Here is a 26640-nt window from a genome sequence, read left to right on the forward strand (position 1 = left end):
GATCTTCCCACACTTTATGAAGGGGAGTACTGGATTCAACCTCTCGAAACACTCCAGACTCGACAATCATAAAGTGACCCTTCTCTCTGCTCACTTTGGTTCCCCCTTCCCCAACCCCTAAACGGTGCCGGTTCTACGCTGGTAGTGAGCTTTTTTAAACCTGATGCCAGTGACGCTATCCCCCACCCATCAGGTCGAGCTGCCGGAATCAATCCGGAAAGCGGGTATATTTTATCACTGGCGATCTGCGTTTTAAATGGTAAGTACTTACCGATTATTTCGATTGATTATTTTCTCGCCCATGAAGCTGGACGTTCAGGGCAAACACCTCATTGATGAGTTCCCCTAACAGCTGCTCCACCAGCTCTTTGTGCTCGCCTGAATGAAGACATTTGAGCGACCATTCGTAGAGACTGAAAGCCTTATCGCGATCTTTCATCATGTCGCGCACTTTGGCCAGAAAATCGCTCTCAACGAGCGCTACGACGTTCGTCGGGTATACCATGATAGTTTTCCTTACTGTGGTTCATAAAATCGATTCTAGAGCGTCTGAAGAGGGGTTCCAGTGGGTTCTGGAGGTGTAAAACGGTCAGGGAGTTGTTTGGAAATCACGTCTTAAAAAGCCTGCGTCTGTATATATTAATAATTAGTACTTAGTTATTTATATATACAGACGCAGGTTCTCAAACTAACTCCCAGACTGGTGTTTACGCTGCCTTTTTACGTGGTCTCTTCTTCCTGACAACATTGGCAGGATCATAACCACCCAGCTTTTTCATCACCGCCAGCGGTATCTTGTTGATGGTGTGCCCAGCTTCCTGACAGTAGCCACGGAAGATAAGCAACATGCTGCCACCAGGGTTGATGTTCACCTCCACCAGCCCAAGTTCAACATCTGGCTCAACGAACGCCACGCGGCCGCCAGACAAGATGACGGTTTCGTTGGCGCATTCAGCCGCACGCTCGTACCACTGCGTATCGAGGGATTGTGGTATCAGCATGACCGTCGTCACTCCACGCGCCTGCTCGCGGATGGCTGCGTCTATCCAGGGGGTGATTTTGGAGTAGGGCGGGTTAAGGAACGCCACAGTGCCAGGTTCTCCCCAGCTGCACTTGAGCGCATCACGCTCAACACCGATAAAGTTCGGCAGGAGGGCATTATCTTTGTTGCAGGCGACGTCCACATCGAACTTTGCGCCTATGTAACGTTGGATGGCGACAAACAACCACTGCGGTGTGCGCCAAAGGTCGCGAAGAGAGGCATCACGCTCTCGCTTTTTGATTTTTTCGGCTGCGATCATTACTTTGCTTTTATAGGTAATTACTTACCTATTTTTTCATTTAATCCAACGGATAGCAAACAAAGAAGAACGCGCCAGATTCGCAAACGGGAAGCTCTCTGGCGCGTTTTATCGATGCTGGGTATGCAATTAGCTTACCCAGCGTCCTAAAGCTGTCAGGGGGCTTTAGATCGGGTAGGGGAACATCATCCAATGGAATACTCCGCTATGAATTTTTTGACGATCGGCGACTCTTTATTAAGGGTTAGATTTCCACCTTCCCTGGTGGCAATGCCAGTAGCTGGAAACACAGCCATCATCTGGCCAGCCTGAGTCGAAGCGGTGTTGAGCGGATATGGTTTCTCCGGGTTGCTCATTAGCGCCAGTTTAATGCTATTGCTGGTCGCCGTGTTCGCGTCAAGGATATGGCGCATTGCGATTACCGTGTAGACGCTGATTTCCGGCCCACCACTAAACCAGTTCAAAAGGTTTAAGATCTTGTCTTTAGCTTTGACTGGCGCCCCTTCGAATGCGGCAGTAAAGCTCTCACTTTCCAGACCGGCTGTCGCATAGAACGATTCGTCCTTACCTTCCAGCGTGAAGCGAGGTTTGGCCGGGGTACGCTCTGATTTTGCCTTCTGGCGTTTTGGCTGCTCTTCTTCAGGTTTAGGCTCTGACGCCACTGAAGGTAAAGGGGTTGGATCTGTACCGGTAGTCTCAGTACTTCGAGCGTCAAGTTCAGGCGCTGGCTCGTTCACTATCTCCGCAACAAGGTCACGCTCTGGTTCCTCGACCTTCACCGATTCGTGCTCAATCTCAAGCTCTTCCAGAACGCTACTCAGATCGCCGGTAGAGCTGGCATTCATGACTTCATCCGCCACCGCCTCGACTGGTTTTGCGATTGCATCACCTAGACCAGAGAGAAGATCGTCGATCTCGTCGACACCGCTCATTTTCGCAGCTTTTTGCACTGGTTCGTCGAGAGATTGCAACATTGCAGTCAGTTCGTCCAGTTCATCGTTTTTAACAGTGTTTGTAACTGCGCTCATTTTTAACTCCTTATGTTTTCGTTGGTGCGTTTCCGCGTTTTGGTTGAGCGTATTCTGGCAAAACCTATCAGGCGGAAAAGTCATAATTACAGGCAGTTAGAAGAACTGAAGGCAAAGAAAAAGCGCCATCAGGCGCTTTCGAATGGGAGTTTGAAGAAGCCGTATTTCTCTCGGGCTTTGAAGAAGCACTGCATCATCAGGTCAGTATCGTAGAGAGCGCTGTGAGCCTTCTCACGGTCGTAAGTGAACCCAAGTGAGAACGCCAGCTCTTCCAGGCGTGGGCGCTTCCCATCCTCGGTAGCCCACAAGCCATCTAGCATGGAGTCAACCAGAGGGATATCTGGCAATTTCACCCCATAGCTACCGAACTCGTGGCGAATGAACGGAAGGTCAAAAGCCTCTCCGTTATGGGCGACTAACGCGCTACATGCGCCCATGTACGCAGCAATCTTGCCTGCGTGGTCAGCCAGTAGCGGTTCCGTCGCCAGATCTTCCAGTGAAATGCCATGCACTGCCTGCGCCTTCGGATCGATACTGCGACGCGGGTTGAAGCGCATCTCAAGGCTGTCGATGTGCTTCTGGGTTTCCAGTTCATAACGGGTTATCGCGATTTCGATAATTTTGTGGCCGGATGTGAAGTCCAGCCCTGTGGACTCAATATCGAAGCCACCGACAATCGTGGTCATTGGTACTCCTTACAGCTTCTTCGCGCCTTTCAGCAGTGCGCCACGCACAAACTGAGCAGCCTTTTTCAGTGCGTCCTCGCCACTTTCGCAGACGACCGGCTCGCGCCATTCGCCCGTTGATGTGTTGAGGATCTGGATTTGGTTGGTCTCCAGGCAAACGGACACGTACAGAACCGTACCGCCTGAGAGTTTGAGGTGCATAGGAAACAGAGGGCGCTTGGTGCCGCCATTGAACTGCGACATCGCCACATTGATGGCTTCGCCAACCTCTTCCCCAACAAGCCCTTGAACGGACTCAAACACTGCGCGGATAGCCAGACGTGCTTCACGTTCACTCATCAAAGAGCGGGATTGTTCGTCAGCAATGCGGATCAGTGCTTCAATCGCTTTACGATCTAATTCATCCGAGAGGGGAAGTTCGTCTATCATTCTGTTTTTCCTCGATTCATTTCGCGTGTCTTATTGTCACACTGCCCAACAGGGGAGCAACATTCAGTGGAAGGTCACTCGTCCTGTTATACGGCGCTCGATGTTTTCAGCGGCTCTATCCAGCACTCGCAATACCGATCTGGCTCGCGCTTCAACCGTGCGGCACTTTTCAGAAATAACGAACACCTGCAGATCGCCGGTTTGGGGAAGCGTGTTGATTTTCGTCAGCTCACCGCACATAAGTGCATCGATGCGAGCAACATAGAGACGGTCAAGCGATCCTCGCTGGGGACGCGCGAGATCTTTGCTGGAAAGCTCAACGCCCGGGCGAAGACCCGCGATAGCATTGAAGTTGGAAATGGCCGCTTTGTGGCAAAACTGCTCAATGTCGAGAGCCAGCTCGATGCAGCGGTCTTCGTTGGTCTGGCCGACCAGGTCAAGCGTATAAGCCATGACATCGGCTGGCGTGCGGTCGATAACAAAACCTTCAACGCCGCGGGTGATCATCTCGATATGTCTGGCAATCTCCATCTGAACCTGAAGACGTTCGTAAAGGGGCAAACGCTCGCCAACCTTCACCCCCAGACTGCTCATCAGCTTGCCAACGCCGGCATCCACATACGGAATGCCATAATGCGCATCGATGTACCTTGCCAGGGTTGTTTTTCCACTGCCCTGTGCGCCAGTGATTCCAATCCGGTAATCCATTACGACCTTCTGTATACGATCTGCAAAAAGCCAGGCTCATCCTCATTTGCACGTTGGGTATAAGCCGTTTCGACTGGTACGAACCCTAAAGAACGCATCATTGGCGCCGGGAAGAACGCATCCGCGCCCGGCACATCCACGCCAATATGCGACAGCCAGATCTCTTCTACGTGTGGCATAAAGAGCAAGTAAATCTGCCCGCCACCAATCACCCAGACCGGATCTGGCAGTCTCAAAACGTCATCGATGCCAGCGGGGTAGAACCCATTGGGGATATACCCACGAGAGCGCGTCAAAACGAGGTTATGGCGCTCTGGCAGCGGGCGCTTGAGACTTTCCATCGTCTTGCGTCCCATCACGACAGTGGCGTTTTTGGTGAGTTGTTTGAACAGTTTCAGATCGGTCGGGCAACGCCAGGGAAGTTCGTTGCCAATGCCGATTTCATAGTTGCGGCCGACAGCTGCAATCATCTTCATTGGCTTACCTCATAGATGGTTGGTCGCTGGTGAGAATCTGCCAGCGCAGAACGCAGACGCGGATCATGAACCAGTGCGGCGATAAGTAAGTCGCCTTTGTGCTCTGCCAGCGTGCGCTTGATATGGGTTTCAAAACTGACACCGCGCGGAACAAGGTGGAGCCAGTCATAATCAATGCCGAAGTCCTTCAGCCAGCGTTTGGTTGGGCCTTCGAGCGCTTCCGGACGACTACTGATAAGCACCACTTCAGCACCGGAGCGAGCAAAACCACGCAACATGCGGCTGGTGGGAAAGATGAGTTCATCACCGGCAATGAGAGCGCCTGCATCCGCATCAGACACTGCTTTGCGATGGCTGGCTCTCGCCAGCACACCTTCAATTTCACACAACACATACATCCCTCTGGCCATATCACACCGCCACTGGAACCTTGATCCACGGAAGAGGGCTGTAGCCGCACACCTGCACACCTTCCCATTTGAAGTCGTCCAGTTCGGCCCATTCATGCGGAAAAATGACAACCGGGTCGGACTCTTTGGGCGGCTCGCGCTTCATCAGCTCCTCAACGCCTTCCATGTGGTTGTCGTAGAGATGAACGTCAAAGCCAAAATGCACGAATGCGCCAGCCATGTGGCCGGTGATCTTCGCGAGGAAGTGGGTGAGAATGCCGTAACCGGCGATGTTGAACGGCATACCAACAAAGGTATCGACGCTGCGCTGCACCAGGCATGAGTTCAGAATGCGTTTCGGGATGCCCAGCTCGTCCAGCATGTTCTCAGTAATGCCGCCATCTCTTTCCAGAAGACACAGCATCTGGGTGTAAATGGATTCGTGGCCGTGGCGGTTGTGCTGGATGCCAATGTCGGTGGCCATCGTCAGTCGAGTCTCAAAGTCCAGCTCGCGACTCCACAGTGAAAACACGAAATGGCATGGCGGCAGCTTCATATCTTCCAGTTCGCCAACATTCCAGGCATTCAGCAGGATGCGACGATCTGTCGGGTTGGTGCGAAGCGTGTGAACGATACGCTGTAGCTGGTCGATTTCACGGGACAACACAACGCGATCTTCACTTACGCCCAGATACCCCTCGACCTTGTACCCGCGCTCACGGAACGTGTCGATTTTGCTCAAATACTCGCTATGGCTCACGATGCGGGTATCTTCCCACCGACGCCATTGTTTGCCATAGACCGGGCCTAAATCGCCATTTTCATCAGCCCAGGCATCCCAGATTTTGACGCCATTGTCTTTCAGGAACTGGATGTTGCCCGTTCCTTTGAGATACCACTCCAGCTCAACCAGTAACGGCTTCAGGTTGACGGCTTTTCCGGAGATAAGTGGAACAGAGCCTCCCGTCAGCATGTAGTAGGAAGGGACATATGAAACGCTTTTTGTGCCGGTTCCGGTGCGATCACCCGCGTGAACGCCAGTGTTGAGCACCGTTTCAACCACTTTGGCATACGAACCACTGGCAAACTGACCGTTCGTAAAGTCTCGATTCAGTAGGATAGACAAAATCAACCTCACACAAGATAAGTAAGTACATACATATTATTTTATACAAGTTTATCTGTCAGAAGTGTGTAAGGCTAGGAGGGGAGTAAAAAAAATGGTGGCTCTTAGGCCACCATTGCAATGAGCAATTAAGAACTTGGACAATAAAACACGCCCAGGCAATATATAATGATAAGTGGATACTTACAATTATTTTTTTACCATCTCGTAAAGAGATGAGGCTTTCGCCTTCTCAACAAAGCGAGTCAGATCCACATCGCTGTAGGTTGGGGATTTGAGGATCTTGCCATCAGAAACTCTGAAGCCAATCATCATGTCAGTCCCTTCAGCGTGGCGGAAGCCCAGATCTTCCTTGTCGTATTTGCAATTCTCTACCGCCACACGACGCTCTTCGGCGCCAGCCGGCCACAGCTTGGTCATGTTGGAACGATGGATTTCTGCCACCAGCTCAACAATATCGATACCGAGAAAATCAGCCAGGCGGTAGGTCATCATGCAGGCAACGTAGATTTTATTCATCACGCGGCGCAGCTCCTGCACCAATTCGGAATCGCTAATCGGCTTCGCTTCGAGTTTGTCAGCCAGCGCATTCAGCATTAATGCAGCTTCTTTTGCTTCTTCAAACGGGATGGCCATGTCGTCAAAGACCGTGTTGCCTGGAACCATGATGGTGTGGATGAAGCGATCAACACTCTGCTCTTGGGTGTAGTAGCTCATACCTGTAGAGATACCGCCTTTGATGGCCACCATTGTGCCGACGCCCACGTAAAGGAAGTCAGCCATCGCATCCAGCAGCGCCGTCATGTCCCCGTTTTTAGCTGCCGGGATGCCCTCGGTAACAGCTTCTTCGTGGATCAGCTTGGCACGCAGACGCAGTAGTGCCGGATCTGGAATGGCACGGCGTGGGTGATGAAACAGTGTGTGGAACTGGTCAACCATCAGGTAGATGCTTTCCGTTGCCTTGCCAAAACCGGGATTCAACTCGTAAGGCTCTGGCTTAAATCCCACGAGTTTGTCTGCGGCAAGTTTCAGATGATCGGTCAGTTTCGTAAATTTCATGTCTTCTTTCTTTCCTTTGGACTTCATTTGATACGTCAATTGTGACCCAGCAGCGCCAGGCCACAAAGTGGTTAAACTCGGCTTAAAGGTCTGCGAACTGGCTCAGGCCGGAGCGATCGACAGCGGAGTCAATCTGGCCAACGAGGTAGTTGCTTTGTTCAGCTTCCTGCGGAGCGATCTGCAGGGTGTCTGACAGCAGCCATTTGTTCATCCATACCAGTGGATCGTCTTTGATTTCCGGGAACAGCGGTCGCAGCCCAAGACGACGCATTGCCAGGTTGGTGCGGTATTTCACATAGCTTTTGAGGATGTCGGCATTCAAGCCAATCATTGAGCCGTCTTTAAACAGATAGTCAGCCCAGCGCATTTCCTGCCCGGCCACGTCCATCATGGTCTGATAGATGAAGCTCTCTTCTTCTGCGGCAATCATCTTCCACATCAGACCTTCACGACCGGTACGCATAAAGCGGATCATGCGTTCAGTACCTTCGCAATGCAGAGCCTCGTCGCGCGCGATGAAGCGCATGATCTTCGTGTTGCCCTCCAGCAGCTTCCGCTCACCAAAGGCGAACGTACACGCAAAGCTCACGTAGAAGCGAATCGCCTCCAGTGCATTCACCGACACCAGTGTTCGGAACAGCTGGCGCTGGAGAGGGTAGGGCTTGCCATCAAACTCGCTGACATACAGCCGTTCAAATTCGTCTTCGCCAAGATGCTGGCGAGCGCAGGTCATTTCGTACAGCCTGTCATATTCGCTTGAGATGCTTACAGCCCGGCTGATGATCTCTTCGTCCGTGACGATGCCGTCGAAAACGATGCTCGGGTCATCCACCATACCGCGGATAATGTGCGTATAGCTGCGGCTGTGAATCGTCTCGGAGAACGACCAGGTCTCGACCCATGTCTCCAGCTCAGGAATGGAGATCAGCGGCAGCAGTGTTGCGTTAGGACTGCGACCCTGAACGGAATCCAACAGCGTCTGGTAACGCAGGTTGCTCAGGAAAATATGGCGTTCGTGCTCTTGCAGCTTGGTATTGAAGTCGATGCGGTCAGTGGTAATGTCGACTTCTTCAGGGCGCCAGAAGAACGAGAGTTGTTTCTCAATCAGCTTTTCGAAGTCACGGTACTTTTGCTGATCGTAGCGTGCTACGTTGACAGACTGGCCGAGGAACATAGGTTCCTTCGTTGCGTCGTTAGCGCCCAAACGGAAAGTAGAATAAGTCATGTGTTTCCCTCTGAATGTTATCGAGTGGCTTTAAACAAATTGTTATCTTATTGGTTTAAACAAGGTGCTCAACTCAATGAAAAGGTGGGGATTTCTCCCCACGCTCATCAGATTTTGCACGCACCATCGCACTCATCTTCTGGCTCAACAACCTCCGCAGCGGAAGGTTCTGACACCTGATCGTCGTCATCACGCTTACCAGCGCCATCACGCGTGTTGTGGTAATAAAGCGTCTTCACACCTTGCTGATACGCAAACAGCAGGTCTTCCAGCAGCTTCATCATTGGAACCTTGTCGCCAGGGAAGCGAGTCGGGTCGTAGTTGGTGTTCGCAGAGATGGCCTGATCGAAGAACTTCTGAATGATGGCCACCTTAGTCAGATAGCCGCGGTTGTCCGGCATATCCCACAGGTACTCGTACTGGTCTTTCAGTTGCGCGAAGTCCGGAACGACCATCTTCACGATGCCGTCTTTGGACGACTTCACGGACACCGGGCCGCGGGGCGGCTCAATACCATTGGTGGAGTTGGTGATCTGACTGGACGTCTCGCACGGCATTTGGGCGGTCAGAGTGGAGTTACGCAGACCATGCTCACGGATACGGCCACGCAGCTCTTCCCACGGCATTTTCAGCTCGAAAGAGGTCTCCGGGTTGGTATCCAGCGTTTTGCGATAGTGGTCGACTGGCAGCTGGCCCTGTGCATATTTGGTGTGGGAGAACCAGTCACATGCACCTTTCGCTTCGGCCAGTCGGCAGCTCGCATCGAGCAGGTAGTACTGAATGGCTTCGAAGGTCTCATGCACCAGCTGGTTGCCCGCAGTGTCAGAGTAGTTAAAGCCGTTCTTCGCCAGATAGTAGGCAAAGTTGGTTACGCCAATGCCCAGGCTACGACGTGCTTTAGCCGGGATTTCTGCAGCAGCCATCGGGTAGTCCTGATAGTCGAGCAGAGAGTCCAGTGCCGCCACAGCGTAGAACGCCACGTCTTTCAGTGAGTCCAACGTGCGGATCGCGCCCAGGTTAAACGCAGACAGAGTGCAAAGCGCGATTTCCCCGTTCGGATCGTCAGTGAACGCCAGTGGCTTGGTCGGTAGCGTGATCTCCATGCAGAGATTGGACTGGTGTACCGGTGCAATTTCCGGAACGAATGCGCCGTGATCGTTCATGTGGTCGACGTTGGCAATGTAAACACGACCAGTAGAGGCACGCTCCTGCATCAGCGTAGAGAACAGGTCGACGGCCGGGATAGATTTCTTACGGATGCTCTCGTCGGCTTCGTACTTCAGGTACAGCTCTTCGAACTTGTCCTGATCAACAAAGAACGCGTCGTACAGGCCCGGCACATCGTGTGGGCTGAACAGCGTAATGTTTTCGTTGCGCACCAGGCGGCGATACATCAGACGGTTAATCATCACGCCATAGTCGAGATGACGAACGCGGTTCTCTTCAATGCCACGGTTGTTTTTCAGCACCAGCAGGCTTTCTACTTCCAAGTGCCAGATCGGATAGAACGCTGTAGCAGCGCCGCCGCGAACACCGCCCTGAGAGCAGGATTTCACAGCTGTCTGGAAGTGTTTCAGGAATGGAATAACGCCAGTGTGGGTGGCCTCGCCATTGCGGATCTCACTTCCCAGCGCACGCAGACGCCCAAAGCCAATACCAATTCCCGCGCGACGTGACACGTAGTCAATGATTGCGGAAGACGCAGCGCTAATCCCTTTCAGACTATCAGCAGCTTCAATCAGCACGCAGCTGGAGAACTGGCGAGTAGGGGTGCGCACGCCGGCCATAATTGGCGTTGGCAGAGACAGCTTGAATGTACTGGTCACATCGTAGAAGCCTTTGACCATCTCCAGACGCGTCTTACCGGCGCAGCCATCTTCCCAATTCTGGAACAGGCACATGCCGACCAGCATATAGAGTTGCTGTGGCCCTTCGTAGATAGCGCCAGTTACTCGGTTTTGAACGAGATACTTGCTCGCCAGCTGCACGGTGGCGGCATAGCCGAAGTATTCGTCGCGCTTAGGCTTGATGTACACGCCCAGCTCGGCAATTTCTTCCTGAGAGTAGTACTTGAGAAGGTCTTCATCGTAAACGCCACGACTGACGTTGCTGACGATGTGATTGTAGAAATTCGGGTAGTCATACTGGCCGAAGGCGTCCTTGCGGATCTTGAACAGGCTCAGTCGCGCGGCAACCTGCGAGTAGTTCGGGGTTTCCGGAGAGATCAGATCGGCAGCGGACTTTACCAGCGCCTCATGCAGCTGGCAGGTGGTCATTCCGTCGAAAATGCTGGCAGCAGCGCCCATAGCGACAGCAGACGCGCTAACGTTGCGAATGTTTTCGACTCCCCACATCACAACGCGGTTGTATTTTTCCTCTGACAACGGCTCAGTGGAACCGTTACGTTTTACGATGCTTATCATGTATCACCCAATAAAAAAGGCCACTAAATATAGTGGCCTCATGTTAATAGATAAGTACTTACCTATCAATTACCGACTTATAAAATTCCTGCAAGAACATCGCGAACCTGAAGGAATTGATCTGTTTGCATACCGGTGTAAATCGACGCGACAGCGTCCGCAAGGTGCTCGTTTTTATTCACCAGCACTTCCTTACCAGATTGCTTACGGCGCAACCACGGGGCGTTTGGCTGCTTCTGCGTAGCCCACTGAATGATCTCTTCCTTCGACGTGGTCAGCTTATTCCCGACATAGTGCTTAATCTCGTTTGGCGTGACCTGTATCAGTGGCTTATCCACGCACGCCAGTACGCCAATACAGATGCCGTATGAGGTCTGAGAGCGACTCGATTGGCTACCAACCGGCAATTCGCAAAACACCATATGAGCCTGCTCGATTATGGGCTTGGCGGTACGCCAGATTTCATTAGCGCGGCGCAGATCGTCGCTGTTTACGCGAACCGTCTTCTTGTTGCCGCCAGCTTTGGTTTCCACCAATGTCAGGCCATGAATGTCCAGCTTATCCGTTTCCAGATCCAGCGTGCCAATCGCCAGGCCAAAGTTGCTCATTGAAGGGTCGACGCCGACCACACGAATGGTTTTACTCATTTTTGGTCTCCTTACCACGTAGCCCAGGTTGGGCATTCCATTAGTTTCTGTTCAAGTGTCTTTTCCGGCTCGCGAGTTGGCGGCTTCGGAATGTCGCTAACAACGTGAATGCTATCGTTGGTTAGAACGCCTGCAGCAATGTCTGCATCGATCATGCTCTGGCCGATGAAATGCCGCATGATGTCGATCAGATGGCGTGCAGCCGTTTCATTCGCGCTGAATACATGGGGGAGAAGTACTTCAATAATCGCTACTTCACATCCCTCCTCGTAAAAGCAGAGTTTCGCCCGCTTTGAAATTGGCGCGTGTCGGTCATAGTCAACAGAGAAGCTGGCGAAAGCAGCACCCGGCATTGCAACGTGATCCGCGCGTGCGTTAGCGTGTCGAATCAGATTAGTGAATGCGGTGCTGATGTGCGTCTCCATCGCATTGAAGAGCGCATTTTCTTGGATGTTCAGCGTTCCGGTTTCAGGAATCACAACGAACCCCGGCCCAGAATGTGGGAGATATCCACCTTCCGTAAATGGATTAATAAGGATCGGCGCAGTGCTTCCTGACGGCAGCATAGACAAACTCGGCATCAACGGAGTCGATGACAGCAGACTGGTTAATACCGAGAACTGGTCGTCATTGATGTTTTCGTTTTTCCACAAAAGTGCAGGCGCAGCTGCTTTTGCCGTATGGTGGTTTATCAGCTTTATAGACTGCATCACGGCAAACATCTGCAAAAACTGCGTTCGGCTCAAGTTAAACGACATAGCTGCGACCCTCTTTGACTTCGACTGTGATGGTTTCCCGGAACCACGATTTCATCTCTTTGTGGGAAATGATCATCACTGTGCCGCGTTCACGCGCTTTGGCTTCCAGAATCCCCATGAGACGCTCCAGACCGGCAGTGTCGAGCGCGTCGTCAATTTCATCGCCGATAAACAGCTCGATATTCTTACTGGCGCGACTGGCAACCAGATCCTGCAAAGCAAGAGAGCACGCAATGCGTACCTTACGCTTCTCGCCACCAGACAACGTCTGGAAGGATTTGCTGGAGCCTGTTTTGGTTACGCTGATATTGAATTTGTCGCGATACTCGCCTTTCTTCGTTGTCTCCATTGTCGACCATTCGGCAACGATGTTGCCGTCCGACAGCGTGTTGAGATACTCCGCAGTTCTGATGTTAAGGAAAGGCGTAACAGAGGTCAGGATGTGTGAACGCACACCAGCTGGGGAGTAAACCTGGCGAGCTTTCTCCAGCAACAGAGCCTGCTCCTGAATACTCTTTAACTCATTTTTAAGTACTGAATGATTAGATTTATTGGCAGCAAGGTTGTCTTCATGACGTTTAATAACGGCCAGAAATGGGTTTACCTCTGCCATAATGCGATTCATGTCGGTACGTGCCCGCGCCACCATCGCTTCGACGGCCACAACTTCACGTTCTCGATGACGCAGCGCACTTAGCTCATTGGTCAGGCGTTCGATTCTGGCGATGATTTCTGATACGTCGGGTGTGGCTGCGACCAGTGCAGACTCGATGCCGAGCGCTTTCTCAAGACGAGCTTTGTGTTGAGCCACTGCCGCTGCTGATGCCTGCGCCTGGCCGATCTCATTACGCGCTTGTTCAATGAAACTCTCCTTTACGGTGGACAAATCTTCTTCGCAGTAGGGCTTTCCGCACGTAACACAAGGTGCTCCGACCTTTGTGCCAACCTCTTCTGCTTTGGTTTTAAACGAGCGAGCACGGTTCATGGACTCGTTCTGTGCCGCTTCTGAAGTGCGGATGCTTGAGCGGATCTCCGTAATCGCACCGCGCACCTTCAGCAGTTTGGCGTCATGCTCTTCTTTGGAGGCCAGCTTACTGCGTTCGCCAGCAATCGCGTTTTCCGTATCCCGGATCTGTTCCGGCAGCGAGCGAATTTCCATCACGACTTCGGACAGCGTTACCTCCGCGCCAGCCAAATCGACGCGGGCCTTGTCCAGACGTTCGCCGCGATCGCGCTCCCAACTATCAGAGGACGCTTTGGCCGCCTCAATCTCTGACTGCGCGGTCTCGATAAGCGTGAGACAGGCGTCCATTTTGGATTTGGTAACATCCATGCGTGCGGCAGCTGCATTAGCACGCTCGCGAGCAATGGCATAGGCTCGCGTTAACCGGTCGACGCCAGCGGCTTCTTCAACGATGGTTTTGAGGTTCTTGTCGGACATACCCGGCAGATCAGGCATTGCTTCCTGACTGGCGTAGATGGACGCCATGAACACCTCTTTCGATGCACCAATCAGGCGTTCAACGAACTCCTGCGTCAGTGTGTCTTTGCCTTTGGTCATATCACCGTCTTCGCCACGGACGATCAGCCGGTTCTTGAACTCTTTGTGTTTGCGGTGGCGAATGATGGCGTAACGCTTTCCTTCATCCTCAACAGTCACCATCACACGACAGTTTTTCTCGTGACCTGTAGACAGCACGTCGTCACCTTTGACGCCATGCGCAGTTTCGCCATACAGACACCACATCAGGCTGTTCATCAATGTCGATTTGCCCGCACCATTGCTGGCAGCAGAAGAGTCGCCACTGTTAACACCCTGAATGAGCACCAGACCGCGTTGGTCTAACTCAACTTCGGCGCTGGCTAACGCCATGAAGTTCTCAACCTGGAGCTTTAGAAATTTCATACAATGCCTCTAACTTTTTGATTCAAATGCTGGCCTTTTCGCAGTTGAAACTCTGTGTGGGCCGGGAAAGATCTCCGTTTCAGTACGCCTTGTTTGCTCAGTCTTCCCAGATAAAACGCCACAGGGTTTCCGTTGGGTGGGTAGGGCTTGTGGAACATCACCGTCTGGCCTCGTTCAAGTCTTTTCATCGTGGAGATGAAGTCCCGAAAGCTCCCAGAATGGCTCGTTCTCACACTGCCTCCGCACTCTCCGCTTCGGTCAGGATCTCCTGACATAGCATGTCCAGCTTGCTCAGGTCGAAGCCGCCGTCAGTGTCGTGAACGATTTTGCAGTACGCCGCGACGGACTCGCCCAGGCTGTCTATTTTGCTGGTCTCCGCAGTACTGGCAGTGCCTTCCATCATCGATGCCTTGCGGATGAAGTTGCAGACGACACCCTTCGCGCCCATTGTTTTCAGGACGTTCTGGATTTTGATGCCTTCTTCATCGCTCTCCACAACGGCACGGAAGCGCACGTAGTTACCGCGAATTTGGTCGTCTTCCACATCGTCCTCAAGGTTGACGAACTTGGGTGCGGAGGTTTCGTAGTGGGTGAATGTGCCGTCAGGGTTGACGATCATGAAGCCAGCCAGCGAGCCAACATCGCCCCAATTCTGGTGCGTCAGCGCCCCGATGCTAACCACTCCAGGCAGCACTTCTTTGTGGTTGTGGTAGTGTCCGGACAGCAACAAACGGAAGCCGATATCTTTCAGTTCCTGTGCGTCGATGCCGACATCTGGCATGGTGGGGATCGCTTTGTTGATCGAGGTATGCACAACGACATCGTGATTGTCGCCATCCAGCCCGGAACGCAGTGTTTTGAGGTCGCTAATAAGCTCTGCGTGGTTGTTACGCCAGCTAATCAGGTGGACGGTTACGTCGCCCATTTTGATGGAGTGAGGACGTTTGCCGCAGACAATTTCCACACCGATTGAGCGCAGAGAGGCCGCTGCATTGGCGCTGTATACGGAATCGTTGGTTTCGAGGTCGTGGTTGCCGGCCAGCATAACCACTTCGAGGCCCAACTCTTTGATGATCCACTCGTAAGTTTCAGTCACGAAATGCAGGACGGAAGGTGATATAGCACCACGAACATGGAAAGTATCACCAGCCACCAGCATGTACTTACAGCCCGCAGCTTTCATGGCTTTGGCTGCTTCTTTCGTGGCGTCCAGTTGGATCTCCAGTCGAGAGTTCAGCCCGTCAGCGTTTGTTGTCGCAAAAGCATCCCAACGATGATAATGGGGATCTGATATCACCCCGTATGGCAATGTCATGTGTCTTTTCCTTTGTGGTTATTTTGATACAGATGTTAAGCGTGTTTGAGAGGCGAGCAACCCAGACAACACGGCACAGAAGAAAATCTACAGGCACACGATTATGACAAAATATATAAGTAAATACCTACTTATTTTTATGGTGGTGACAATATCTCAACCGTATGGGGGCTTATTACTTCGGATCGCGAAACAGCATCTGCGTGCCTTTGGGGGACGTGTCGAAAAGGTGAAAACCTCTGCGTTTTAGCATGTCGGCCATTTGCGAGGATTTGACGTAGCACTTCGCCATCATCGGCTGGCTCGGGTTTGAATCGATCATGTCGGACACCAGCATTGACCCATAGCCTTTCCCGCGTAGCTCTTTGACGATACTGACGGCACGGAGTTCAAGTCGTGGCGCACCGGTTGGATCGAGTTCGGCACAGAACCAGATTAGCCCTGCTTTTTTGTCATCAGAACGGCGCAGCAGGATGTAGATATAATGCCCGGAGTATTGGCCCTGCTCGTTCGTCTTGATGGCCAGCCTGGTCTGCTTCTCAAAGGTTTTACCCCCCTTTGATGTGAGGATCTCTTCGTAGAAGTGACCCTTGCGTGCGCCGTCTTCGAACTCACCCATGATAAATGGCATGTCTGCCACAGTTGCTGCCCTTGAATAAAATTCACTCATGTATTAATCCCTAAAGCTCTCAGTGTCTTTCTAAGACACCATATTTTATGCCCCGGTAAAACCATGAGTTTACGTTTAAAACGTCTCAGGGGGCTTCTGACGCGCTACGCTGATGTCGATTACCCCAGCTTTTGGGCGAGGGTCGACAAGATTCAACTCTTCAGCACTGTGATACTCCGTATCGAACTCCCGATCGACATGGCGAATGTAGATGGCCGTAAGAAGGCTGTCGTCGTTCAGGAAGTGTCCGTAGGATTTGCGGATCACTTCGCCAACCTTCTCGATCTTCTCTCCACCCATGCAGAGATGGTTAAACCGGCTGTGTTTCCGCAGCATCTCATCCACCGGGCCGGAGTAGACCTTATCGACTCTCCCGAACCGGATGATATTTCCAGTATCAGCCTCAACCAGACAAACGAGCTTGCCAGGTTCGACCCGGTCTCGCCATGTTACACCAGAGCGGAGTGTGTTGAAGTAGGGTGCGTCTAATCCGATGATCGGTTTACGAAATGCCAGCAGTGGCACGTAACGTATGCAGCTGTTCAGGTGGAAGTGCGCCCCGGCGTCGTGGAGTTTGAGCCGGGTTTCGTTAATCGGGCACTTCGACGCAATGCCGCACAGGTCGCAGAGCAACTTCTGTTTGTTCAGGCTAGTGTTCGATTCAATGGTGTAGGAGCCATCTTCAAGACGGCGAACCCAGCGCGTGCGTTTGAGATCCATAGTTCTTATTCAAATAGTTTTGTCCGGGGCAACGATAACTGACAAGGCGCACCGATGTTTGCAAATGCCTGTTTTACTTATACCCATTATTCACAGGACCGATCCAATAATTAGATCCCCAGAGAGATCCTACAGAAGATCAAAAGAGATCCCCGATCGTCTCCAGCCGTTGCGGTTACTGGCCTGAGAGGGGGTTACTATCCACTATGGGGAGGAAAGTAACCTCTGTAGAGAGCATAATAACCGCTATGAAGAGCAAAACAACCTCTCTGGAGAGTGGTCGGTATCCACTGTAGTGAGTAGGAGACATTGTCTTAACTGGATAACTCAGTGCCTGTTTTTCTACGTCAGGTGGCTGATATTCATAGAGATGTTGGAAGTTTTGCGTTCAGGCGTGTTTGTTTCGACCACACATTATCCCCAGAAGGGGAGTGATGGCTGGTTTTGCAATTACCTGATTTTTATACACAGGCCCGATCCAGTAATTCAGATCCTAAAGAGAACCAAATAGACCCACAAAGACCCAAAAAGATCCCCGTACCCCGCAAACCGTTGTGCCACATGGCCTTAGAGGTGATCGATATCCACTATAGAGAGAAGATCAGCCACTATGAAGAGTAAACCAACCACTGTAGAGAGTAGAAAAACCACTATAGGCGGTAGGATAACCGCTGCGATGAGTGCTACTATCCACTGTAATCAGCAAAGGCCACCAAAGCGGTCGAATAAAAAGAGACACTTGGAATGAGCGAAAACGGCAATAAAAACATAGCGATCGTTGAAGCATTCTCAGAAACAGACAAAAAGACCGGTGAAGTTGTTACGTTAGTTCCTAACACCAACAACACAGTTCAGCCTGTTGCTCTGATGCGTCTTGGTCTCTTCGTTCCGACGCTGAAATCGACCGCCAGGGGCAGAAAGGGGCAAATGGTCTCTATGGACGCCTCTGCTGAACTCAAACAGCTGTCTCTGGCCAAAGCCGAAGGGTACGAGGACATAAGGATCTCCGGCGTTCGTCTGGATATGGATAACGACTTCAAAACGTGGGTAGGCATCATCCACGCGTTCGCCAAGCACAAGGTTGTTGGCGACACCGTCACGTTACCGTTCGTCGAGTTCGTCAGGCTCTGTGGCATACCAACGGCCAGATCGTCCGCGAAGTTACGCAAGCGCCTGGACAGTTCTCTAACTCGTATTGCCACAAACACTATCTCATTCCGCAGTAAAGGCTCTGATGAGTATTACGTGACGCACCTTGTGCAGACAGCAAAGTACAGCACAAAGAACGACACGGTCTCGCTGCAGGCTGATCCTAAGATTTTCGAACTCTACCAGTTCGACAAAAAGGTTCTTCTGCAACTCCGGGCAATTAACGAACTCTCCAGAAAAGAATCCGCGCAGGCGCTCTACACCTTCATCGAAAGTTTGCCACCTGACCCGGCACCAATCTCGCTGGCTCGCTTACGCGCCAGACTTAACTTAACCAGCCGCACCATTACCCAGAACGCGACAGTCAGGAAGGCGATGGAGCAGCTGCGTGAGATCGGCTATCTCGATTACACCGAAGTGAAGCGCGGCAGCTCGGTCTACTTCATCATCCACTATAGGCGGCCGAAGTTACGCCCGGCATTGCCACCAGTTAAAGCTGCGCCGGAAGAACCAGAAGAGCAGGAAGATAGCTTGCCTGGTGATGATCAGGAGGACATCATCGATGTTGTTCCTGAAGAAAAAGACGGTGAGATGGTCATGTTAAGCAAGGAAGAACTGGCGATTCTCGAAGAGCTGCGCAAAGCTAAAACTCGTAAATAGCCCAACCACTGTAGAGAGTAGAAAGGCTCACTATCCACTGTAGTGAGCCTTTTGTTTATCTGGAATCCGCTATCCACTGTAGTGAGTAACAGCAACCGAAGAGTAACCACTGTAGGCAGTGGCACGCAAACAACGAAATAAATGTTAGTGGTTACAAACCTAGATGAATCAAGGGCTGCGAGGTTAGTGGTCACTGGGTATCTTGTTAAATCTACTCTCTATAGTGGTTATCGTTGTTCCCTTCGTTATTGGCTATCCACTGTGGAGAGCAGAATCGGTTGGCTGGGTTTACTAACCACTGTAGTGAGTAGATATCCGCTGAAAACAGTGAAGGTTTACTCTCTATAGTGGATATCCGCTGGAGAGCGCATTCCATCACTCGCTATAGTGGTTGTTTGCTGCGAATGAACGCCTGTTTACTCCCTACAGTGGATAGCGACGTCGATAATCGCCACTTTACTCACTACAGTGGATACCGGATGTCACGGCAGGCGTTTTACTCACTACAGTGGTTGGATTGCATACCTGAATGGTGTTCTACTCACCACAGTGGTTATGAGCAGGATACGCACGCGGTGAGCTGGCTACTCACCGCAGTGGTTAGTGTTATCAGTGGATTTTCTTCAGCAGACCCCAGAGTGTCCCGGCCTTCGTCGTGAGCTTACCTGTTTCCGGATCGTACATGCGCCATTCGCGACGCTGGTGGACAATGACACCGTCCTCACGTTCCAGACGTTCCAGCACGCCAGGTTGCTTAAACCCTTTGGCACGCCAGTAGCCGCTTGTTTTTTCGATTTCCAGACCTGCCAGTGTAACCGCCATCAACCAACCTCCTTGCAGTCATCGAAAAGATAGCTGGCGTTCTTCGCGTGAACGCCGTAGACATCACCTGATTTGTTGTAAACGAACTTATCTTCACCCACGCCAGTCAGTTTGCCGTTACGTTCGGTGAGATAGGGGGAAGACAGGACGCGATCATCGCGCACAACATAAAACTGTTCGCCGCTGTCCACAACCATCGCGCCGTAGCTGGCTTTGACGACATTGCGGATCACGTTGTTTTTCACTTCGGCCACTGACATCTCACACTCATAGACGTATGTGTCCGCGTAGACTGGGAGGGAGAGCAGCACCAGAGCCAGGGCTATTTTCTTCATGCCACGACTCCTTTGATAACGCCAAATGCTGAGTCGAATACCAGCACTACGGCCAGCGCATTAATCATCGCGCCATTAACAGGCGCCAGCGCTTTACGGATTGCTCCGGTGAAGATGCAATCGAGCACAAAAGCTATCGAGACAATAAGTAATAAAGTGTCTAATACAGTTTTCATGATAGGTAGATACTAACTTATATATTTTTTGCTGTAAATATCACTCAAAAGTGCTGATACCTAAGATACGCTCAAGATGAGCCGCGTCTTCATCGCTTACCGGCATCGTGTCGTCGACGTACCAGCAACTACCGTTGTGCCAACAAACACCGTCATCGTCGACATACACAGAATCTGCATCCATGCCAGTGTACTCAACGAGATTGCGCTCAATTGCCGCTTGAATTTCTTCATCGTTCAGCCCATCGCACTTGACCATGAATAGCGGGTAAACGTCATAGTCGGTGCTGGCTGAAACTCGAACCAAAATCTTCATGTGTCTTCTCCTTGTTGGTAAGTACTTATTTATATTAATGTGCGCCATGCGGCGCACAATCATTGTGTTCAGGCTGGTGGAAAGAACTTCTCCAGCGTGCGGTCGACAGCTTTATCGATGTGCATCAGATGCCAGACGACCATATCTTTACTTCCCATACCGCGGGTGTAGATCACGTCGAACTTACGCCAGGCGGCGTGAAACCAGTGCGGTGTATCATCAACCGGCAGATTCTCTCCAGCCTCCTTGAAGTACTTGAGCAGCATGGCCTGTTCAGCGGTGGGCGTCGGGCCAATCTCTTCCGCGTACATTCTGATGAAACGCTGCCAGTCGGCTTCATCTTCTGAAGGTTCCGGTGCGTTCATCTCTGCAATCGCCTCACGCAGCTGCGTCGCCCATTCTGGCTCCGGGAAGCCCTGGGCAATTTCGGTATCCACTACATCCAGCGCAGCGTTGGCCGCGTCATACAGTTTCTTCACGCTTTTTCTCCTGCATTAAAAGGAACACGGTCATTGCCGCTCTGAAAGGGTTAGGGTTCTGGATCAGATGTTGTGGCGTTGAGCTATCCACCTTTCTGTGGGCCGCTCTCCACTCGCCAGGCTGTCTGGTGGGGATTACGCCGATTCTGTGTCGATAAATAATGTCCCACGCATCTTCCGGATCGTTACACCAGTCGAAGGTTCCGGCTCCGTTCGGGCCGATGGCGACCACTGCTGTGTAATCGCCTTCCTGTGAGCCTTTCCAGCCATATTGTGAGATAAGCGGTCGATGGCCGGTGGCTTCCGCGACCAGGCAGTTAATCTCAAAGTCCGTCATCTCGCTGTAATTTTTCATTCCCGATCTCCTTCTCATCCGTTGCCGAACAACTATGTGGCGTTGTCACTTTGTACTTCTACGGATGCTAATTCCGTATTAGTAACCAATTTGTTTTCTTGTTGGTGATAATACGGAAATAAAAAAGGCGTCCAAGTGGACGCCTTGTGATTACGCTTCTTCTGTCTCTGCTGGGGACGACTCTTTCGCTCGCCGTTCGTCTATCGCCTGGAGTGCTGCGATGATTTCCGGGAGTGGCTTCTCGCGGTACATCTCGACGATCTGCGATTTGGTGTATTTCTTATCGCCAATTTCCACACGCCCGCTGGCGTTCTTGGGCAGGTATCCTTCCTCCAGCATGTACTCAACCAGCGATTCGATGACGTCCAGCCCGCGAGTCGGGTCGAAGTAGAATTTCCATGAGCATTTGCCAAACGGAGGCGCGACTTTGTTTTTAATGCACTCGGCGCCAACGTCCTGTCCGATCTTCTCTTTGCCATCCTTCATAACGGATGCGCCCAGACGGATGCGCACCGACGCGTAGAACTTCGGAGAGTCGCCACCTGGAGACGTCGTCGGATCGCCAAACATCACGCCAATTTTGGTACGCACCTGGTTCAAGAAGATGATGCACGCGTTGTACTTACGCGCCCAAAGCGCCAGAGTAGGGAAGTTCGCACTCGTCGCGCGCGCCAGCGCCGTGTTGTCGTTCATGTTCAGCTGATCTTTGTCCTTCGCAGTACCTTCTGCCATCTTGTCGAACTTCTCAGCCTTCGAGTTCGGAACCATCGACGCCAGAGAGTCGGCAACGATGCAGATAGGAGCTGTTTCCGGGATAAGCTCTTCGTCGCGCACCAGCTTGAGGATTGTGCCGATCAGCTCTACGGAGTCTTCGAAGGTATCCGGCTGTTTGTAGACCCACTGACCGTCGTCTTCGTCGGCGTTCAGTCCGTTCGCTACCGCCAGACCAACGTCGAAACTGTTTTCGTGGTCAAGGAACACGGCCAGACCATCCTGTTTCTGTGCTGACACCATCGCTGCCGTCGCGAGGAATGTGTTGTGGCTGATAATCCCGTTAGACCAGAAAGAGTGTGTTTCCGGCATCGCTACGTCGAACGTTGGTGCTTCACCTTCCTCAATAGCCACGACTTCGTCGTAGAACAAGTTAGAGTCAATTACCGCTGCCAGTTGTGCAAACAGATGCTCGTTAAAACGATTTTTTCTGCCAATGAAGGAGACATAGATTTCTCGCAGTTTGTCTATTCCGACACGATCGCCGCGGCCAATAACGTGATCTACCAGAACGTAGTCTTTACGAGAGGTCTTGGTGAGTGACTCGTAGAGTGATTTCACTAAGCCGCTGATGTGCGGAACGTAGCCTAAATAAGTGCGGTCAAAACTAATGTCCCGTTTGGTTGCCACTGCTAAACGAGCCGGAGACTCGAACCCAATCGTTGACAGGAAAAGGTCGTAGTTAGAGCCACTGAATGACAGCCGGTAATATATGTTTTTATAACCTGCGACGTGTTTTTCAGAGATAGTTGACGTAATCCCCAGATTCAGGAGCATGAGGCGAATTTGCTGTAGCAGCAGCCCACTCGCGCTCACAACCTCAATGCAGCGACCATCATTGACGTGGCATTCCAGCTCAAAGTAGCCGCGAAGGAATGCAATTTGAGCCTCGCTATTGGCGCGACGCACACTCAACGGAACCTGCTTGCCAGCAGCTTTCTCATACTCCAGACCATATTCTTTAAAAAGCAGCGAACGCACCTCTTTGCTAAACAGCACATGGTCTTCCGAGCCGTTATGTTTTCTCGTAACTGGCATCTTGTTTGATACCAGCGAAATGAGGCGGTAGTACTCATCCTTGATGAATGGATCTGTGTTAGAAAAATGCACAGAATTTTCAGAGGCCACGTATCCGTCAGCAATTAAATAGCCCATCAGTTTTGCGATATTGGCATCCAAGTGCTGATCGCCGAATTGATGTGTGCCAACCATTGAAGGAATCGTGTCGCCTACACTGATTTTTTCAGCATACCGCCAGACGATATTGCCTAAGTCGTCAACCACACGAATTGGGTGACGGAACGTAGCCTCGATGTAACCCCCTGATGCCAGCTTAATGCGCTTGAATTTGCGACGGTTGTTCCATGTCAGGTGTGAGGTCTTCTCTATCACGCCATTTTCATTGATGAGTCCAACGTTATGCTCTACATCGCGAGTAGTGCATGTTGCTTTGTGCCCCTCAATCTCAAACAGTTCTTTCACTGTTACCATTCCACGCTCCGTCAGCAGCATGGTGTCTGCGGTAACACATTTCCCCGCGCTTGGTGGCCCGAAGACTTCAACGATACGTCCACACGGAAAACCACCGTCGTAACGTCCGGAAATGGCTTTGTTTAGTGGAGGGAAACCGGAGTCAATCCAGTGGGAGACCTTCTGGATCTCGTCATTGCTGCCGATTTTCTTTTTCAGCGCCAGTGCCAGTGCGGATTTGCCTTTTGCCATGATTAGGCTCCTTTTGATTCGTTGATTCGCTTCGAAGCAGCGGCTTCGTCAAACTTGATTGCGTCGTGGTTCAGGTGTTTGGCGACGCGAGCGATGATCTTCACGACCTGCTCGCTGACCAGCGCGAACTCGCGCTCAGTTGCAGAAATGCCAGCAGCGCCCAGAATGTTCGGCAGCGCCACCACAGCGTGCTCGCCGTGGCAGAAGACAATCTCTTTAGCCAGCATGGTTGGCGTAGTTGCCCCGCCATTAATGATGGACTTCAGCATCAGCAGTACCTCTCAAATGGCAGAACAAACACTTCCAGATCTTCCAGAAACGACCGGAAATTCAGCTCGTAACACATCTGTTCGAAGGCATTCATGTCGCGTGCGCCTTTAATCGACTCGATTTCGCTGGGTGGGAATTTTGTGTCGATAAGGTTCATCAGCATCATGTTGCGCTTAAAGGCTTCGAGCATCCGGCAGCCCGTCTTCTCGTTGAAGGCGTTCTTTGCCAGCTTGTTGAATGCCGTCTTATAGCGACCCTTATTGATGACAATGGAGCCGTCGTTAATGCCGCGTACCATTGCGGCCACGCTTCCCCACTCATGAAGCAGCTCTTTCGCGCCACCATCACCAATGCCGCCGACGCCTTTGATGTTGTCCGAGTTATCGCCCTGCAACGCTTTCGCTTCCAGAAACGCGCGTGGTGTTGGCAGACCTGTCAGCTCTGCGAACTGTTCGAAGTTCACCTGCTTGTGCTTGGCATCTTCACGCAGGCTTACCCAGCTCACATTCTCGCGAACCAACTGGAGCCAGTCGCCATCGCCCGTCAGCAGGTAGATGTGATCGACGGTCGGCTGCGGAGCCAGGCGAGAGACCAGCATTCCAGCCAGGTCGTCCGCTTCTGCGTCCTTTGCAATGAGTTGGTTAACGCCCAGCGCGGTCATCATTTTCAAGATGTACGGCTTCTGGATGGCAAAGCCTTCTTTCATCTTCTTCATATCCGGGTCGTCATCGCGATTCGCTTTGTACTCCGGGTAGAAGTCGCGACGTTTGTCGCTGAATCCATCCCACAAGATCATTGGGCGGGCATGGAGAATTGAGGCGTAACGACGAACGTTCTTCACGAAGCCAAAAGCCGCCTGAACTTCCATCTCGCCGTTGTGTAATTTGTCGGATTGCTGGTGGTAATAGCCCAGGCTGTTACCGTCCACAAAGAGATAATTCACCGGTACACTCCTTCCAAAAAGTAAGGCGTCCGTAGACGCCTTACTGGTCACGTTATGGGATTACAGAGCGTCCAGTTCAGCCAGCAGGTCGTCGAGACCTTCGTCAGCTGGTGCAGATGCAGCGGCAGCAGATGCTGAAGCACTTGCAGCTGCGGCGGCTTCCGGAGCTTTAACTTCTTCCGGTTTAGTTTCCGGTTTGAACTCAGCTTCAGCGGCACGCAGGATCTCTTCATCAACCAGACTGGTGGACTCTGGAGCCGGAGTGTGTGCTGTAGCGACAGCAGCTGCGCCTTCCGTATGACCAGTGATAGAGCCAAAGCCTGGCAGTTCAGCAGCAGCTGATTTTGCAGCGGAAGAAATGGCCGGAGAGGACATTGTTGCTGCCGGAGCCGCAATACCAATCAGACGACCCATAGTGCGAGCCGTAGACAGCAGACGAGTTTCGTCAGCCTGGTTCGCGTATGCGATCAGATCGTGTTGGGTAGTCCAGAGCTTCTCAGGAATGTCGCCTTTGTAGACTTTACGTTTCGGGGATACGTCGTACTTGGTGTCACGACCGGAACCGGTACGCTTAATCAGGAACGCATAGCCTTCTTCTTTGCTCAGTGGGTTGCCGATATCATCCGCAATATCTTCGGACATCACTTTGCAGATATCGTCGAAGACCGTAGACGGCAGCTCAATCAACTGGCATTTCTCTGCGTCTGCAAAGTCTTCACGCGCAGACAGAACACCGTTGACCAGATAACGCGGTGTAGCACGCATACTGTTAATGCGCTCTTCCATCGCTTTGTTGCCCTTAAAGCGAGCACGACCTTCCATAACCATCTCACACAGCTGGCAAGCGTGGCCGTGGGTGTGCTGTTCGCAGATGTAGGCGGTTGTTACATCTTTGCCTTCCTCATTCTGATGCTTAACGTAGTGCATACCGAAAGTCTGGAAGAACACGCCATTCGGGTCGTCCTTGTTCGGAAAAATGCGCAGATAGTTATTGCCGTCTTTCAGACGGGTCAAATCAACGTTATTGCCACGTTTAGAAGCAATATCGCCACGGGTCTTGTTAAGCAGATCAAGTAATGACTTAGACATATATTTCTCCTTGTTGTGATTGTGGCCATTGGCGCTATGCGCGTTGGGCGTTCGTTTATTCGTGGCTCTTTCGAGCGAGAAGGATGATAGATCAGTACTTACTTACGATCTAGCATAAATTAACGGGAAGAGTGGAAACGTTCGGCGCCCAAACGTTCAATCTCCACGATAGCCATTTTGGACGCCTGGACAATCATGTCGCGGCGGTGAGAGAAGGCGGCCACAGCGTGCTTGTACAGATCTGCAATGTGCCGGGCATCGTCGAGTTTCTGGCGCTTTGCGAGGTATTGCGGGTTGGTTCTCACCTTCGCCTCCAGTACGGATTCATTGAACTTAATGCCGTTCATACTCAGGTTCTTACGCTCATTATCGTAGATTTTCGCCTCAATCGCATCGAGGGAGAGTTTTGCATCCGCGACCTCGCGTTCTGCCCGCGCCAGCTTAGAGCCGTACTCCATCAAAAGACGCGGCTGCTGACGCCAGACTTCCTCCAGATTGTCGCGATCGAACTCAAGATCGGACATGATTTTTTCGTAGATATCGGTGCTCATAGTGTTAATTGCCTGCTTATTTATATGTATCAATTTTATCATAATGGAAACAGGCATTGGAGATTATGACACGATGAAATGGAGGTTATGAGATAGGTAAGCCAGTGAAAAATCAGGCGGTTCTGGTACTCTATGC

The 26640-nt window shown here is 51.7% G+C and carries 31 protein-coding genes; 1 reads left to right on the forward strand and 30 read right to left on the reverse strand.

The genetic code is table 11. From position 1 onward, the window contains the following. Nucleotides 1-274: 274 nt before the first annotated feature. The 19 genes from ABOC97_RS17705 to ABOC97_RS17795 form a co-directional block, all read right to left on the reverse strand. Complete coding sequence (locus tag ABOC97_RS17705) at nt 275-505, reverse strand: hypothetical protein (RefSeq protein ID WP_000262979.1); 231 nt, start codon at nt 503-505, stop codon at nt 275-277. Nucleotides 506-707: 202 nt separating this feature from the next. Next, nucleotides 708-1301 (reverse strand): phage N-6-adenine-methyltransferase, encoded by a 594-nt coding sequence (locus ABOC97_RS17710; RefSeq protein WP_022649919.1) that lies wholly within the window; start codon nt 1299-1301, stop codon nt 708-710. 185 nt (nt 1302-1486) lie between these two features. Further along, the gene (locus ABOC97_RS17715) at nt 1487-2329 is read right to left on the reverse strand and encodes a hypothetical protein (protein ID WP_022649918.1); all 843 of its coding nucleotides are present in this window, start codon (nt 2327-2329) and stop codon (nt 1487-1489) included. A 128-nt stretch (nt 2330-2457) separates the two neighbouring features. Beyond that, nucleotides 2458-3015: a 3'-5' exonuclease gene (locus ABOC97_RS17720; RefSeq protein WP_022649917.1), complete on the reverse strand. Its 558-nt coding sequence runs from the start codon at nt 3013-3015 to the stop codon at nt 2458-2460. A 9-nt stretch (nt 3016-3024) separates the two neighbouring features. Continuing rightward, nucleotides 3025-3444, reverse strand: a complete 420-nt coding sequence (locus tag ABOC97_RS17725; protein WP_004109992.1) for a hypothetical protein — start codon at nt 3442-3444, stop codon at nt 3025-3027. A gap of 63 nt (nt 3445-3507) precedes the next feature. Next, entirely contained in the window at nt 3508-4152 is a 645-nt protein-coding gene (locus tag ABOC97_RS17730) for an AAA family ATPase (protein WP_000386471.1), read from the reverse strand. Further along, entirely contained in the window at nt 4152-4628 is a 477-nt protein-coding gene (gene dfrA51 / locus ABOC97_RS17735) for a trimethoprim-resistant dihydrofolate reductase DfrA51 (protein WP_022649916.1), read from the reverse strand. The genes ABOC97_RS17730 and dfrA51 overlap by 1 nt, the downstream gene beginning before the upstream one ends. After that, nucleotides 4625-5020 (reverse strand): HAD family hydrolase, encoded by a 396-nt coding sequence (locus ABOC97_RS17740; RefSeq protein WP_160859100.1) that lies wholly within the window; start codon nt 5018-5020, stop codon nt 4625-4627. Before ABOC97_RS17740 ends, dfrA51 begins: the two co-directional genes overlap by 4 nt. A gap of 19 nt (nt 5021-5039) precedes the next feature. Further along, nucleotides 5040-6143, reverse strand: a complete 1104-nt coding sequence (locus ABOC97_RS17745) for a thymidylate synthase (RefSeq protein ID WP_022649915.1) — start codon at nt 6141-6143, stop codon at nt 5040-5042. A 189-nt stretch (nt 6144-6332) separates the two neighbouring features. Further along, nucleotides 6333-7202, reverse strand: coding sequence for a pyrophosphohydrolase domain-containing protein (locus tag ABOC97_RS17750; RefSeq protein ID WP_022649914.1), 870 nt, complete (start codon nt 7200-7202; stop codon nt 6333-6335). An 82-nt stretch (nt 7203-7284) separates the two neighbouring features. Next, nucleotides 7285-8427, reverse strand: coding sequence for a class Ia ribonucleoside-diphosphate reductase subunit beta (nrdB, locus tag ABOC97_RS17755; protein ID WP_002231164.1), 1143 nt, complete (start codon nt 8425-8427; stop codon nt 7285-7287). Nucleotides 8428-8534: 107 nt separating this feature from the next. Further along, nucleotides 8535-10850 (reverse strand): class 1a ribonucleoside-diphosphate reductase subunit alpha, encoded by a 2316-nt coding sequence (gene nrdA, locus ABOC97_RS17760; RefSeq protein WP_022649913.1) that lies wholly within the window; start codon nt 10848-10850, stop codon nt 8535-8537. Between the two features lie 77 nt (nt 10851-10927). Then, nucleotides 10928-11497, reverse strand: coding sequence for a RuvC family protein (locus tag ABOC97_RS17765; RefSeq protein WP_022649912.1), 570 nt, complete (start codon nt 11495-11497; stop codon nt 10928-10930). Nucleotides 11498-11508: 11 nt separating this feature from the next. Continuing rightward, the gene (locus ABOC97_RS17770; RefSeq protein WP_004110014.1) at nt 11509-12255 is read right to left on the reverse strand and encodes a hypothetical protein; all 747 of its coding nucleotides are present in this window, start codon (nt 12253-12255) and stop codon (nt 11509-11511) included. Next, the gene (locus ABOC97_RS17775) at nt 12245-14161 is read right to left on the reverse strand and encodes an AAA family ATPase (protein ID WP_022649911.1); all 1917 of its coding nucleotides are present in this window, start codon (nt 14159-14161) and stop codon (nt 12245-12247) included. The genes ABOC97_RS17770 and ABOC97_RS17775 overlap by 11 nt, the downstream gene beginning before the upstream one ends. Continuing rightward, the gene (locus ABOC97_RS17780; RefSeq protein ID WP_045261882.1) at nt 14158-14436 is read right to left on the reverse strand and encodes a hypothetical protein; all 279 of its coding nucleotides are present in this window, start codon (nt 14434-14436) and stop codon (nt 14158-14160) included. Before ABOC97_RS17780 ends, ABOC97_RS17775 begins: the two co-directional genes overlap by 4 nt. After that, nucleotides 14391-15476, reverse strand: a complete 1086-nt coding sequence (locus tag ABOC97_RS17785; protein ID WP_022649910.1) for a metallophosphoesterase family protein — start codon at nt 15474-15476, stop codon at nt 14391-14393. Before ABOC97_RS17785 ends, ABOC97_RS17780 begins: the two co-directional genes overlap by 46 nt. Before the next feature lie 175 nt (nt 15477-15651). Continuing rightward, nucleotides 15652-16146 (reverse strand): GNAT family N-acetyltransferase, encoded by a 495-nt coding sequence (locus tag ABOC97_RS17790; protein ID WP_022649909.1) that lies wholly within the window; start codon nt 16144-16146, stop codon nt 15652-15654. Nucleotides 16147-16221: 75 nt separating this feature from the next. Next, on the reverse strand, nt 16222-16866 hold the full coding sequence (locus ABOC97_RS17795; protein WP_022649908.1) for a hypothetical protein: 645 nt from the start codon (nt 16864-16866) through the stop codon (nt 16222-16224). Between the two features lie 744 nt (nt 16867-17610). Here ABOC97_RS17795 and repA point away from each other — a divergent pair. Next, nucleotides 17611-18675, forward strand: a complete 1065-nt coding sequence (repA, locus tag ABOC97_RS17800; protein WP_016051671.1) for a replication protein RepA — start codon at nt 17611-17613, stop codon at nt 18673-18675. A 609-nt stretch (nt 18676-19284) separates the two neighbouring features. Here the strand turns inward: repA and ABOC97_RS17805 are convergent. The 11 genes from ABOC97_RS17805 to ABOC97_RS17855 form a co-directional block, all read right to left on the reverse strand. Then, complete coding sequence (locus ABOC97_RS17805; RefSeq protein ID WP_006812558.1) at nt 19285-19497, reverse strand: hypothetical protein; 213 nt, start codon at nt 19495-19497, stop codon at nt 19285-19287. Next, the gene (locus ABOC97_RS17810) at nt 19497-19832 is read right to left on the reverse strand and encodes a hypothetical protein (protein ID WP_022649907.1); all 336 of its coding nucleotides are present in this window, start codon (nt 19830-19832) and stop codon (nt 19497-19499) included. The genes ABOC97_RS17805 and ABOC97_RS17810 overlap by 1 nt, the downstream gene beginning before the upstream one ends. Further along, the gene (locus tag ABOC97_RS17815; RefSeq protein WP_022649906.1) at nt 19829-20008 is read right to left on the reverse strand and encodes a hypothetical protein; all 180 of its coding nucleotides are present in this window, start codon (nt 20006-20008) and stop codon (nt 19829-19831) included. Before ABOC97_RS17815 ends, ABOC97_RS17810 begins: the two co-directional genes overlap by 4 nt. A gap of 40 nt (nt 20009-20048) precedes the next feature. Next, nucleotides 20049-20324, reverse strand: a complete 276-nt coding sequence (locus tag ABOC97_RS17820) for a hypothetical protein (RefSeq protein ID WP_022649905.1) — start codon at nt 20322-20324, stop codon at nt 20049-20051. A 68-nt stretch (nt 20325-20392) separates the two neighbouring features. Further along, nucleotides 20393-20803, reverse strand: a complete 411-nt coding sequence (locus ABOC97_RS17825; protein ID WP_004110040.1) for a DUF7238 family protein — start codon at nt 20801-20803, stop codon at nt 20393-20395. Further along, nucleotides 20787-21158: a DUF2591 domain-containing protein gene (locus ABOC97_RS17830; RefSeq protein WP_022649904.1), complete on the reverse strand. Its 372-nt coding sequence runs from the start codon at nt 21156-21158 to the stop codon at nt 20787-20789. Before ABOC97_RS17830 ends, ABOC97_RS17825 begins: the two co-directional genes overlap by 17 nt. A 150-nt stretch (nt 21159-21308) precedes the next feature. Then, nucleotides 21309-23651, reverse strand: a complete 2343-nt coding sequence (locus ABOC97_RS17835) for an intein-containing recombinase RecA (protein WP_022649903.1) — start codon at nt 23649-23651, stop codon at nt 21309-21311. A 2-nt stretch (nt 23652-23653) separates the two neighbouring features. Continuing rightward, on the reverse strand, nt 23654-23920 hold the full coding sequence (locus ABOC97_RS17840) for a hypothetical protein (protein ID WP_000920226.1): 267 nt from the start codon (nt 23918-23920) through the stop codon (nt 23654-23656). Then, the gene (locus tag ABOC97_RS17845) at nt 23920-24864 is read right to left on the reverse strand and encodes a 5'-3' exonuclease family protein (protein ID WP_022649902.1); all 945 of its coding nucleotides are present in this window, start codon (nt 24862-24864) and stop codon (nt 23920-23922) included. The genes ABOC97_RS17840 and ABOC97_RS17845 overlap by 1 nt, the downstream gene beginning before the upstream one ends. Nucleotides 24865-24924: 60 nt before the next feature. Then, nucleotides 24925-25953 (reverse strand): hypothetical protein, encoded by a 1029-nt coding sequence (locus tag ABOC97_RS17850; protein WP_004110098.1) that lies wholly within the window; start codon nt 25951-25953, stop codon nt 24925-24927. Nucleotides 25954-26072: 119 nt separating this feature from the next. Further along, nucleotides 26073-26504: a hypothetical protein gene (locus ABOC97_RS17855; protein ID WP_022649901.1), complete on the reverse strand. Its 432-nt coding sequence runs from the start codon at nt 26502-26504 to the stop codon at nt 26073-26075. Nucleotides 26505-26640: the final 136 nt, after the last annotated feature.

It is taken from the genome of Kluyvera huaxiensis, from assembly GCF_040149365.1.
GTDB classification, from domain to species: domain Bacteria; phylum Pseudomonadota; class Gammaproteobacteria; order Enterobacterales; family Enterobacteriaceae; genus Kluyvera; species Kluyvera intermedia_A.

Bases quoted from the DNA above. Each gene is read 5' to 3' on its own strand.
- ABOC97_RS17705 (WP_000262979.1), bottom strand. From the start codon at position 505: ATGGTATACCCGACGAACGTCGTAGCGCTCGTTGAGAGCGATTTTCTG.
- ABOC97_RS17830 (WP_022649904.1), bottom strand. From the start codon at position 21,158: ATGAAAAATTACAGCGAGATGACGGACTTTGAGATTAACTGCCTGGTC.
- ABOC97_RS17730 (WP_000386471.1), bottom strand. From the start codon at position 4,152: ATGGATTACCGGATTGGAATCACTGGCGCACAGGGCAGTGGAAAAACA.
- ABOC97_RS17715 (WP_022649918.1), bottom strand. From the start codon at position 2,329: ATGAGCGCAGTTACAAACACTGTTAAAAACGATGAACTGGACGAACTG.
- ABOC97_RS17775 (WP_022649911.1), bottom strand. From the start codon at position 14,161: ATGAAATTTCTAAAGCTCCAGGTTGAGAACTTCATGGCGTTAGCCAGC.
- nrdB (WP_002231164.1), bottom strand. From the start codon at position 8,427: ATGACTTATTCTACTTTCCGTTTGGGCGCTAACGACGCAACGAAGGAA.
- ABOC97_RS17790 (WP_022649909.1), bottom strand. From the start codon at position 16,146: ATGAGTGAATTTTATTCAAGGGCAGCAACTGTGGCAGACATGCCATTT.
- ABOC97_RS17795 (WP_022649908.1), bottom strand. From the start codon at position 16,866: ATGGATCTCAAACGCACGCGCTGGGTTCGCCGTCTTGAAGATGGCTCC.
- ABOC97_RS17720 (WP_022649917.1), bottom strand. From the start codon at position 3,015: ATGACCACGATTGTCGGTGGCTTCGATATTGAGTCCACAGGGCTGGAC.
- ABOC97_RS17725 (WP_004109992.1), bottom strand. From the start codon at position 3,444: ATGATAGACGAACTTCCCCTCTCGGATGAATTAGATCGTAAAGCGATT.
- ABOC97_RS17820 (WP_022649905.1), bottom strand. From the start codon at position 20,324: ATGAAGATTTTGGTTCGAGTTTCAGCCAGCACCGACTATGACGTTTAC.
- ABOC97_RS17815 (WP_022649906.1), bottom strand. From the start codon at position 20,008: ATGAAAACTGTATTAGACACTTTATTACTTATTGTCTCGATAGCTTTT.
- ABOC97_RS17710 (WP_022649919.1), bottom strand. From the start codon at position 1,301: ATGATCGCAGCCGAAAAAATCAAAAAGCGAGAGCGTGATGCCTCTCTT.
- nrdA (WP_022649913.1), bottom strand. From the start codon at position 10,850: ATGATAAGCATCGTAAAACGTAACGGTTCCACTGAGCCGTTGTCAGAG.
- ABOC97_RS17810 (WP_022649907.1), bottom strand. From the start codon at position 19,832: ATGAAGAAAATAGCCCTGGCTCTGGTGCTGCTCTCCCTCCCAGTCTAC.
- ABOC97_RS17780 (WP_045261882.1), bottom strand. From the start codon at position 14,436: ATGTCAGGAGATCCTGACCGAAGCGGAGAGTGCGGAGGCAGTGTGAGA.
- ABOC97_RS17835 (WP_022649903.1), bottom strand. From the start codon at position 23,651: ATGGCAAAAGGCAAATCCGCACTGGCACTGGCGCTGAAAAAGAAAATC.
- ABOC97_RS17765 (WP_022649912.1), bottom strand. From the start codon at position 11,497: ATGAGTAAAACCATTCGTGTGGTCGGCGTCGACCCTTCAATGAGCAAC.
- ABOC97_RS17770 (WP_004110014.1), bottom strand. From the start codon at position 12,255: ATGTCGTTTAACTTGAGCCGAACGCAGTTTTTGCAGATGTTTGCCGTG.
- ABOC97_RS17785 (WP_022649910.1), bottom strand. From the start codon at position 15,476: ATGACATTGCCATACGGGGTGATATCAGATCCCCATTATCATCGTTGG.
- ABOC97_RS17805 (WP_006812558.1), bottom strand. From the start codon at position 19,497: ATGGCGGTTACACTGGCAGGTCTGGAAATCGAAAAAACAAGCGGCTAC.
- ABOC97_RS17850 (WP_004110098.1), bottom strand. From the start codon at position 25,953: ATGTCTAAGTCATTACTTGATCTGCTTAACAAGACCCGTGGCGATATT.
- dfrA51 (WP_022649916.1), bottom strand. From the start codon at position 4,628: ATGAAGATGATTGCAGCTGTCGGCCGCAACTATGAAATCGGCATTGGC.
- repA (WP_016051671.1), top strand. From the start codon at position 17,611: ATGAGCGAAAACGGCAATAAAAACATAGCGATCGTTGAAGCATTCTCA.
- ABOC97_RS17855 (WP_022649901.1), bottom strand. From the start codon at position 26,504: ATGAGCACCGATATCTACGAAAAAATCATGTCCGATCTTGAGTTCGAT.
- ABOC97_RS17750 (WP_022649914.1), bottom strand. From the start codon at position 7,202: ATGAAATTTACGAAACTGACCGATCATCTGAAACTTGCCGCAGACAAA.
- ABOC97_RS17840 (WP_000920226.1), bottom strand. From the start codon at position 23,920: ATGCTGAAGTCCATCATTAATGGCGGGGCAACTACGCCAACCATGCTG.